Here is a 9311-nt window from a genome sequence, read left to right as displayed (position 1 = left end):
TGCTGTCTCGGGAGGGGAATCGGAGTTCGTTCGTCGAATGTGTGACCTTTCCGGGTGGTGCTCGTTGGGTGTGATGGGTGGGTTTTCGAGGGGCTGTATGGGGGGTGTGGGGTGGGCGGGTTGCGGGAGCTTGCGGAGTCGTTTGTCGTGCCCGGTCCCTCGGGGGTGGCGGTCCGGACTCGGCTCAAGCAGCTCACGCCCGCTGATGAGAAGGTCCTCGCCTTGGTGGGTGGGCACCTCGGTGCGCTCGCTTCCCGGGATCTGAAGGTGCGGTGTGCGCAGGGTCTGGAGCATTCCGCGGACACGTGGGCGGCGCGTAAGCGGGGTCTGACGGCTGTGGCGTCGTCCCGGTGGGCCGGTTCGATCACCAAGGCGACGCATGATCAGTGGGCGCTCTCCCGCCGTGGTCAGCTCGCCCACATCCAGTCCCTTGAGGCGGGGATCCGTACGATCGCGTACCGGCTGGCGCTGCCGGTCGGCGAGAAGGGCTCGAAGCAGGCGCCGGGTGGCTACCGCAGCAAGCGGGAGTGGCACGCCAAGACCCGCCGCCTGCACGTCCTCGAAGACCGGCTGGAGCGCGAGCGCGCCGACCGCGAGGCCGGGACCGTGCACGTCGTGCGCGGCGGGAAACGACTGGCCCGCACCCGGCACCAGCTGCCCACCGCGCAGCTCACCGAGGCCGACTGGCGCCGACGTTGGGAGGCGGAGCGCTGGTTCCTGCAGGCGGACGGTGAGTCCGGCAAGCGATACGGCAACGAGACCATCCGCATCAGCCCGGACGGCGAGGTCAGCATCAAGCTCCCGGCCCCGCTCGCCGGGCTGTCCAACGCCCCGCACGGCCGGTACGTGCTCGCCTGCCGGGTCGGCTTCCCGCACCGCGGGCAGGAGTGGGCGGACCCGGTGGAGGCGAACCGGGCGGTGGCCTACCGCATCCACCTCGACGTGGACCGTGGCCGCTGGTACGTGACGGCCTGCTGGCAGCTCCCGGTGTCGGCGGCCATCCCGATCACCGCCGCCCTCGCGCACGGTGTGATCGGCGTCGACATGAACGCCGACCACCTCGCCGCCTGGCGCCTCGACGTCCACGGCAACCCGACCGGCACTGCCCGTCGGTTCTTCTTCGACCTCACGGGGACCGCGTACCACCGCGACGCCCAGGTCCGCCACGCCCTCACCCGGCTGCTGCACTGGGCCAGATCCTGCGGGGTGAAGGCCATCGCGGTGGAGGACCTGGACTTCGGCGCGGAGAAGACCCGCGAGAAGCACGGTCGCCGCAAGCGGTTCAGGCAGTTGATCTCCGGCATGCCCACCGGCAGGCTCCGTGCCCGGCTCACCTCGATGGCCGACCAGACCGGCATCGCGATCATCGCCGTGGACCCGGCCTATACCTCCAAATGGGGCGCCCAGCACTGGCAGAAGCCCCTCACCAGGAAGACCCGTAAGACGACTCGCCACGACGCTGCCGCCGTGGTGATCGGACGGCGCGCCCAAGGACACCCGATCCGGCGACGGACGGCACCGCCCTGTGCACACCAGAGCGATGTGCACGGGCATCGGACCGTCCAGGCCGACCGGCGTGCCCAAGGGCGTGAGGAAACCCGCCCCCGCATCCCCGGACCACGGACACGATCCGTGCCGCCGGGCTGCGGAGCGAACGCGGGCAACCAGAACGCCCAACACCGTTCGGGGCGTTCGGCTGAGCATGAATCCTGGCAACAGGACTCACTCCCGCTCAGTCTTTAGGAACGGTTTCGGTGTCAGGCGGGAATGCGGAGCGTCTCGACCGCCTCGACGAGCGGGGCGAGCTCCGGATTCCGGGCGGCCTCGTCCAGGGCCTCGCGCAGGGCCGCCTCGTTGGTCGGGCGGGCCTCCTCCAGAAGCCCGAGCCCGGCCTCGGTGACGTTGGTGTAGATGCCGCGCCGGTCGGTGGGGCACAGGTACCGGGTCAACAGTCCGCGGTCCTCCAGGCGGGTGACCAGCCGGGTGGTGGCGCTCTGGCTGAGCACGACCGCGTCGGCGACCTGCTTCATCTGCAGATGCCCGCCGTCCCCGTCGTGCTGCCGGCTCAGGACGTCCAGCAGGGAGTACTCGCGCACGCTCAAGTCGTGCCCGGTCTGCAGGGCGCGCTCGATGTGGGCCTCGATCCTGCCGTGCAGCAGCGACAGGGCGGACCAGCCCGAGGCGAGCGCGGTGAGCGCCGGATCCGTCGCGGTCATGGGTCTGGGTCCTCCGTCCCGAAGTGCCTGGGGTCCAGGATAGGGCATCGATGAAATTGCCCGCGAGAGCTGATATGGCGCGCATGCAAGTGGTGTCGTGTCGCGGTCACCGGCGTCCGGCTGGTACACCCATGGCATGGCAGACGAGGAATCCGATCGTTTCGTAGTGGGGCAGACGGCGCTCGTGGTGCCCGTACCGGAGGCGGAACCCGCGGTCCGGGCCTGGCGGGACCGCTTCGACCCGGCGGCCCGAGCGGGTGTCCCGGCCCATGTCACCGTGCTCTTCCCCTTCCTGCCCGCCTCCCTCGTCGACGCCGGGACCTGCGCCGCCCTGGACGAGATCTTCGGGCGCCACCCCTCCTTCGAGGTGCGGTTCGAGGAATCCGGACGGTTTCCCGGGGTGCTCTACCTCGCGCCCACCCCCGACGCTCCGTTCCGGCGGCTCACCGAGGCGGTCGTCGACCGCTGGCCCGAAGCCCCGCCGTACGGCGGAAAGTACGAGCCCCACCCACATCTGACGGTCGCCCAGGGCCAGGACGACGCCGTGCTGGACGAGATCGAGGCGGGCCTGCGCCTCGGCCTCCCCTTCACCGCCCGTGTGCCCACGGTCGACCTCGTGGCCTACGACGGCACCGACTGGCAGCACCGGGCCTCCTTCGCCCTGCAGTAGCCGCCCGGAACCGGCCGTCGTCGCCCGAGACCAGCCCGCGACCGACGACACCCCTGTGGCGTCCCACCGGCCCCAAGGAGCTGGACCTGGTCCGTCAGCTGGAGTGGCGCGCATGGCCGCCCCGGCTGCCCGAGAACCGATCTTCTACCCGGTGCTCAACGAGGGCTACGCCATCAGGATCGCGCGGGACTGGAACGTCAACCACGACGGTGACGGCTTCGTCACCCGCTTCGAGGTCGTCAGGGAGTTCCTGAGCCGGTACCCCGTGCAGCAGGCCGGCGGCGAGACGATCCTCGAGCTGTGGGTGCCCGCCGAGGAGCTCGACGAGTTCAACGCCCACATCGACGGCAGGATCCAGGTGGTCCACGAGTTCCGTTGAACCGCATGCGGTGAGGAGCTACGGCCGCGCCAAGTGCCGCATGGTCAGCGCCAGTTGCAGCCTGAGCCGGCCCTGCGGGGTGCGCAGCGGCCAGCCGAGCAGGTGCTCGGCCTGGGTCAGGCGGTCCTGGAGCGTGGAGTGGTGCACGTTGATCTCGGCGGCCGCCGCCCGCTGACTCGCGGTGGCGGCCACGGCGTGCAGCGTGGCCAGCAGCCCGGGCACCGCGGCCGCCGCCGTTTCCAGGGCGCGCACGTCGGGCGGCGGCTCGGCGCCCGGTACGACGAGGTCCGCGAGCAGCGCGATGCCGCCCAGTTCGTCGGCGTACACCACACGCGGGCCGGGGTCGTGCGCGGTGCCCTCGGCCGTGAACCGCAGGGCCGTGCGGGCGGCGGCCCAGGAGCCCGGCAGGTCGAGCACGGGGACGGCGGGGCCCACGCCGAGGCGACCGGCGGGCAGCCCGGCGTCGGCGGGACGAGCGCCCGTCCGGCCCGGCAGGAGGCGGGGCGGTCCGTCGCCGGGAGCAAGGGCACGGATGCGTACGGCCGTGTCGGCGGGGTCGACACCGAGGCGGCGGGCCGCGTGCAGCCGGGCCGGCTCCGGCACCGTGGCGTCCAGCAGCGTCTCGATCAGTGCCGGGTCGTCCGCGGGGGAGGCCGGGGCACGGCCCCGGGTGCGGTCCAGGACCAGCCGTATCGCACCGGCGGCACGCTCCAGGATCACCGCGTCCACGACGCTCGGTCCGGTTTCCGCCCGCTCCAGCCAGAGGGCCGGGGCGCCTTCGGGCTCCAGTGCCGCGCACGGCCAGTCCGCGTCCGGCGGCGCTTCGGTGTCCTTGCGCCTGCCGTCGGGCTCGACCCGCACCCGCACGCGCCGGCCGGCGTCGACGAGCCGCGCCGGACACCCGGCCAGCACGGCCGCCCCGCGCACCAGTGCCTCCAGACCGGCCCTGGTCTCGGCCAGCCGGTCGAAGTAGGCGATGACCCGGACGGCGGCACCGGCGTCGGGATCCAGCGCGGTCAGGCGCCCGGCCAGCTCTTTCATACGGCCATCATGCGCCATGGCGCACTGGGTGAGGAGCGCCCGCGACAGTCCGGCCGCACCGCGCGGGCGGTGCGGCCGGACTCCCGTGCCCTCAGTGGACGACGGGCGTCAGCAGTTCTTCACCGACCAGACGGGCGAGAAGTCGTGCGACGGGAAGGTCCAGCCGGGATCGAGGGTGTACAGCTTGTTGCCGCTCTGGCCGTAGTAGACGGCCACGGCACCGGACGTCTGGTTGTTGTAGTCCGACCCGATCCCGTTCCACTGGGACAGGGAGTAGGTCCTGCACGCGTACAGGTCGAACCTGGTTCCCGTGAAGTTGGCACCCGTGTACAGACACAGGTTCTTGTAGGCGCAGTCGGCACCGCCGTTGTTCGCCGAGGCGTGACCGGTCACGCCCCCGACGGTCGCGCAGGAGTTGTTGCCGCCGCACGCGTTCGCGCCGGACGACGACGCGGAGGCGGTGCCGGCGAGGCCGGCGACGGCGCACAGTGCGGCGAGCGTCACCGCGGTCGCCTTGCTGCGGAAAGCCATGGTGTTCCCCCAAGCGGTCGGTCGAAGTGGATGCGCCCCGGCCCCGCCTCTCCCGGCGAGCCCGGCCGCGGCGACAACTCTGGCCACGCACCCGGCGGGCGTCACGTCACTTTGGCTGGGACCGAAACGACCCGGGAGGCTCTTTCCGCCAAATCCCTGACCACCGGCAACTTTGCCGCCCCAGAACCTGTCGAACCGACTGGGGAGAGTCATGTGCATGGCGCTTCGGCAAGGGGGGAACCTTGTTACGCATCCACTGCACTGCCCGGGATCTGGAGACCATACGGATCGCCCACGGACCCGACCCGCTGTGGGAGATCGTGTGCAGCCTGTGCCGCCTCCAGGACCGTGAGGGCCGTATCGCCTTCGGGGGGTGGCGAAGAGAGGCCACCGGACGGATCCGGCGGGGCGGCGAGGTGCGCGACGCGGTCCGCGCGCTGTGCGGCCTCGTGCCACCGCGCTCCCCGTACTTCCCGGACTTCCTCACTCCGCCGCCCGTCCCGCAGGCCGGCGGCGTGCGCGCGGGGATCGACCGGGTGCTGAGCACGCCGCGCAGCCGATTACGCACCGAGATCGGACTGCTGACGATCAACGCCGGTGCGCCCGCCGCGGCCGCCGCGCTCGCCCGCGGTGAGACCTCCGCGCTGGAGCGGCTGGGCAGCGATCTGCTCACCTACCACGAGGTGTTCATGGGCCCGCTGTGGCAGCGCATCGAGACGGCCGTGGCGGCCGACGTCGCCTGGCGCTCGGGGGTGCTGGCGACCGGCGGCATAAGGGCGCTGCTGGCGACGTTCCGCCCGATGATCAGCTGGGAGGCCCCGGTCATGGAGGTCGACTACCCGGTCGACCGTGATCTGCTCCTCGAGGGCCGCGGCCTGCTGCTGGTGCCCTCGTACTTCTGCTGGCGACGGCCCGTCTCGCTGTTCGACGAGAGCCTGCTGCCGGTCCTGGTCTACCCGGTCGACAAGACCGTCGTCCCGGACGCGCCCGTCGCCCCGGACCAGCTCGCCAGACTCCTCGGACCCACCCGCGCTGCCCTGCTGTACGAGACCGCCACGCGAGGCTTCGCCTCCACCTCGGCGCTGGCCGGGAGGGTCGTGGTGTCCGTGCCCTCCGCGAGCCAGCAGCTCGGCGTCCTGCGCGAGGCCGGCCTGGTCTCCAGCCGCCGCGACGGCAAGTACGTCCTGCACAGCGTGACCCCGCTGGGCCTGAGACTGCTCGGAAACCGCGCCGCAGCGGCGGCCGAGGAACGCTCCTGACCGCCGCCTGCACCCGTTACTGGGCCAGTAGCCTGCGCAGCCAGTCCAGATGCGCCGCCCGAGCCGCCTGGGACAGCGTCGCCTGCGGGGCGAAGCCGTCGAAGCCGTGGAAGCCGCCCGGCCACACATGCAGCTCGGCCACCCCGCCGGCCTGCCAGATCCGGGAGGCGTAGGCCACGGTCTCGTCGCGGAAGGTCTCCGCGGAACCGACGTCGAGGAAGGCCGCAGGCAGTCCGGTCAGGTCCTGCGCACGGGCGGGCGCGGCGTACGGCGACACGTCCGGGCCGCCGCGCTCCTCGCGCAGCAGCGCCGTCCAGCCGGTCTCGTTGGCCGTGCGGTCCCAGACACCCAGGCCCGCCATCTGATGGGTGGACGGGGTGTCGTTGCGGTCGTCCAGCATCGGGCACATCAGCACCTGGCCGATCGGCCGCGGGCCCTTGCGGTCCCGGGTGAGCAGGGCCAGCGCCGCGCTCAGCCCGCCGCCCGCGCTGGCACCCGCGACCACGATCCGCTGCGGGTCGGCGCCGATTTCCCCGGCGTGCTCCGCCGTCCACAGCAGACCGGCGTACACGTCCTCGATCTGCGCCGGATACGGATGCTCCGGTGCCAGCCGGTACTCCACGGACACCACGACCGCGTCCAGCTCCTGCGCCCAGGCCAGGGGTACGTCCACGCCGACCCGGTTGTTGCCGAGGATCAGGCCGCCGCCGTGGACGTGGTAGATGACGGGCCGCGGACCGGCGGTTGACGGGGCGGCGGGGCGGCAGATCAGCAGGGAGATGTCGGGCGCGTTCGCCGGGCCGGGCACGGTGCGGTCCTCGACCTCGAAGAAGCCGCCCACCGTCAGGTCGAGGTCGGCGAGCATCTCGATGCCCGGGCCCTGGCGCACCGCGTCGATCTCGTCGGGGGTGAGGCCGGGGTGCACCACATCCTTGATCAGCTCGAGTGCTGCGGCGAGTTCGGGATCGAACGGGGGCGGGACCAGGGTCATGACTGTCTCCTCACGCACGGGGCGGCGGCTCTGGCCGTCATGATTCACGCACCGACGGCCGTGCGGACCGCCGCCGTCCGGCGGAACCTGCCCGCCGAACGGCGGGTGGCCGCCCGATACCTGCTCATGACCTTTTGTTCACCTGTGAGGGGTGGAAGGGACAACGGTCGCCGATAACGATGTCAAACCCCCCCACCTGCACCAGGAGCACCACCCGTGAACGTATCCCTCACCGTCTGGCTGCTGACCGTCGCAGCCCTGTGCGCGCTCGTCGCCGTCGACTTCTTCGTCGGCCGCAAGCCTCATGACGTGTCCGTCAAGGAAGCAGGGACCTGGACGATCGTCTGGGTGGTGCTGGCCTGTCTCTTCGGCGTGGGGCTCTACGTGTTCGGCGGCACCGGGCCCACCGGCGAGTTCTTCGCCGGGTACATCACGGAGAAGTCGCTGAGCGTCGACAACCTCTTCGTCTTCGTCCTGATCATGGCGAAGTTCGCGGTGCCCTCGCAGTACCAGCAGCGGGTGCTGATGGTCGGCGTCCTGGTGGCCCTGGTGCTGCGTGCGGGCTTCATCGCGGCCGGAGCGGCGATCATCTCCGCCTTCTCCTGGGTGTTCTACCTCTTCGGCGCCTTCCTGATCTGGACCGCCTGGAAGCTGATCCAGGACGCCCGCAAGGAGGGGCACGAGGAGGAGTACCAGGAGAACAAGCTGCTCAAGATGGTGGAGAAGCGTTTCGGCGTGGCCGACCGCTACCACGGCACCAAGCTGTGGATCGAGCAGAACGGCAAGCGCGTGATGACGCCGATGCTGGTCGTGATGCTGGCGATCGGCTCCACCGACGTCCTGTTCGCCCTCGACTCCATCCCCGCCATCTACGGCCTGACCCAGGACCCGTACATCGTCTTCACCGCCAACGCCTTCGCTCTGATGGGCCTCAGGCAGCTGTACTTCCTGATCGGCGGACTGCTGAAGAAGCTGGTCCACCTCAGCTACGGCCTGTCGATCATCCTCGGCTTCATCGGCGTCAAGCTGGTGCTGCACGCGCTGCACGAGTCCGGGATCCACGTCCCGGAGATCTCCATCCCGGTCTCCCTCGGCTTCATCGTGATCGTCCTGACGGTCACGACGATCACCAGCCTGCGGGCCTCGAAGAAGCAGGAGGAGCAGGCGGCGCAGGAGAAGCGCGACGCGGCCGAGGCAGGCCGCGCCGTCTAGCCGCCGCTCAGTCCGTCCCGGGCGCGGCCTTCGCACGCACCATCACGCAGTCGAACTCGACCACCCGCCCCGTGGCCGCCTCGCGCGTCACCGGGTACATGCCCGTGATCTCGAAGTCGCTGTCCTCGTACACGGCCACGGCCTCGCTCATCTTCGGGCTGCCCTCGTACAGCCGCAGCACGGCGACCTCGGACTGCAGGCCCACGAAGTCCCCGATCCGGTCCCCGGCGCCGGCGAACACCTCCAGGTCGTAGCCCTGGGTGTCCATCTTCAGGAACGGACGCGGCTGGTCGATGCCGTCGAGCGCCTGGTCCATCACGTCGTCCAGGCGGCGGATCCGGATCTCTTCGGTACGGGTCTTGGTGAAACGCTGGTAGCGGCCGCGGCCGTAGTCGCTGGGCGGCAGCAGCGAGTTCATGGTGTTCCAGCCCGTGTGGATGGAGCTGACCGTGTCCTCGCGGCCCAGGCCGAGGTGGTGCACCTGCCACCCGGGGTCGTCCGCGGCGGCCTTGCTCAGCCGCTCGAAGGCGTCCGCGGTGGGCTCGAAGGAGACGATCCGGCCGGTGTAGCCGAACCGGCGCAGCCTCCTGGCGTACTGCCCGGCGTTGGCCCCGACGTCGAAGACGCAGTTCACGCCGTAGAGGTCGAGCATCGCGGTGACGTGCTGGGTGCACAGGTACTCGGCGGTCGCCAGCTGCAGCCGGCGCTCGTCCCCCGCGGCCTGCTCGTCGAGGAGCAGCCGGGCGCCGCTGTCGCCGAGCCGGACGCTCCTGAGCCTGCCGAGGGCCTTGGTCCGCGCCACCACCCAGGTGTCGTTGCCGACGCCGGTCACCGAGTACCGGCCGTTGTCCTTGGTGAGCAGGTCGGCCCCGGGCCCGAGCGCGGTCCGCACGCGACCGCCGCGCCGGGAGACCACCGCGGCACCCGGTCCGAGGTCGGTGACCTGCACGCCCAGTCGGGGCATCAGCTTGAGCAGTTGACGGTAGAAGGTCTGCATCCGGCGCCCCTTCCC

9 protein-coding genes and 1 pseudogene are annotated in these 9311 nt (G+C 71.3%); 5 read left to right on the top strand and 5 right to left on the bottom strand.

What is annotated here, in order from left to right; genetic code table 11:
* The first annotated feature begins 111 nt into the window (after positions 1-111).
* Positions 112-1743, top strand: coding sequence for an IS200/IS605 family accessory protein TnpB-related protein (locus tag ACFY10_RS47040; protein WP_390671543.1), 1632 nt, complete (start codon positions 112-114; stop codon positions 1741-1743).
* 14 nt (positions 1744-1757) lie between these two features.
* Here the strand turns inward: ACFY10_RS47040 and ACFY10_RS47035 are convergent, their stop codons facing one another.
* The gene (locus tag ACFY10_RS47035; protein ID WP_390671542.1) at positions 1758-2216 is read right to left on the bottom strand and encodes a MarR family winged helix-turn-helix transcriptional regulator; all 459 of its coding nucleotides are present in this window, start codon (positions 2214-2216) and stop codon (positions 1758-1760) included.
* Between the two features lie 136 nt (positions 2217-2352).
* Between ACFY10_RS47035 and ACFY10_RS47030 the strand changes: the two genes are divergently transcribed.
* Positions 2353-2886 carry a 2'-5' RNA ligase family protein gene (locus tag ACFY10_RS47030; RefSeq protein ID WP_390671541.1) on the top strand — a complete coding sequence of 178 codons (534 nt, stop codon included), beginning with the start codon at positions 2353-2355 and terminating at the stop codon, positions 2884-2886.
* Between the two features lie 53 nt (positions 2887-2939).
* Positions 2940-3265 (top strand): annotated as a pseudogene (locus tag ACFY10_RS47025) (hypothetical protein).
* Between the two features lie 18 nt (positions 3266-3283).
* On the opposite strand, the gene ACFY10_RS47020 reads toward ACFY10_RS47025, so the two are convergent.
* On the bottom strand, positions 3284-4306 hold the full coding sequence (locus tag ACFY10_RS47020; protein WP_390671540.1) for a helix-turn-helix domain-containing protein: 1023 nt from the start codon (positions 4304-4306) through the stop codon (positions 3284-3286).
* A gap of 108 nt (positions 4307-4414) precedes the next feature.
* The gene (locus ACFY10_RS47015) at positions 4415-4837 is read right to left on the bottom strand and encodes a peptidase inhibitor family I36 protein (RefSeq protein WP_390671539.1); all 423 of its coding nucleotides are present in this window, start codon (positions 4835-4837) and stop codon (positions 4415-4417) included.
* A gap of 242 nt (positions 4838-5079) precedes the next feature.
* Here ACFY10_RS47015 and ACFY10_RS47010 point away from each other — a divergent pair, with 242 nt between their 5' ends.
* Positions 5080-6096, top strand: coding sequence for a DUF5937 family protein (locus ACFY10_RS47010; protein WP_390671538.1), 1017 nt, complete (start codon positions 5080-5082; stop codon positions 6094-6096).
* A 16-nt stretch (positions 6097-6112) separates the two neighbouring features.
* Here ACFY10_RS47010 and ACFY10_RS47005 read toward each other — a convergent pair whose 3' ends face one another.
* A complete protein-coding gene (locus tag ACFY10_RS47005) occupies positions 6113-7087 on the bottom strand; it encodes an alpha/beta hydrolase (RefSeq protein ID WP_390671537.1) in 975 nt (324 codons plus the stop codon).
* A gap of 216 nt (positions 7088-7303) precedes the next feature.
* Between ACFY10_RS47005 and ACFY10_RS47000 the strand changes: the two genes are divergently transcribed.
* Positions 7304-8299 (top strand): TerC family protein, encoded by a 996-nt coding sequence (locus tag ACFY10_RS47000; RefSeq protein ID WP_390671536.1) that lies wholly within the window; start codon positions 7304-7306, stop codon positions 8297-8299.
* A gap of 7 nt (positions 8300-8306) precedes the next feature.
* On the opposite strand, the gene ACFY10_RS46995 is transcribed toward ACFY10_RS47000, so the two are convergent.
* Positions 8307-9296, bottom strand: coding sequence for an FkbM family methyltransferase (locus ACFY10_RS46995; protein ID WP_390671535.1), 990 nt, complete (start codon positions 9294-9296; stop codon positions 8307-8309).
* Positions 9297-9311 lie beyond the last annotated feature (15 nt).

Source organism: Streptomyces sp. NPDC001401 (genome assembly GCF_042895385.1).
Classification (GTDB): domain Bacteria; phylum Actinomycetota; class Actinomycetes; order Streptomycetales; family Streptomycetaceae; genus Streptomyces.
The sequence above is the reverse complement of the archived record's forward strand: the minus strand, read 5'-3'. Positions and strand labels throughout refer to the sequence as shown.

Coding starts and splice junctions, on each gene's coding strand:
- ACFY10_RS47035 (WP_390671542.1), bottom strand. CDS start 2,216: ATGACCGCGACGGATCCGGCGCTCACCGCGCTCGCCTCGGGCTGGTCC.
- ACFY10_RS47030 (WP_390671541.1), top strand. CDS start 2,353: ATGGCAGACGAGGAATCCGATCGTTTCGTAGTGGGGCAGACGGCGCTC.
- ACFY10_RS47020 (WP_390671540.1), bottom strand. CDS start 4,306: ATGAAAGAGCTGGCCGGGCGCCTGACCGCGCTGGATCCCGACGCCGGT.
- ACFY10_RS47015 (WP_390671539.1), bottom strand. CDS start 4,837: ATGGCTTTCCGCAGCAAGGCGACCGCGGTGACGCTCGCCGCACTGTGC.
- ACFY10_RS47005 (WP_390671537.1), bottom strand. CDS start 7,087: ATGACCCTGGTCCCGCCCCCGTTCGATCCCGAACTCGCCGCAGCACTC.
- ACFY10_RS46995 (WP_390671535.1), bottom strand. CDS start 9,296: ATGCAGACCTTCTACCGTCAACTGCTCAAGCTGATGCCCCGACTGGGC.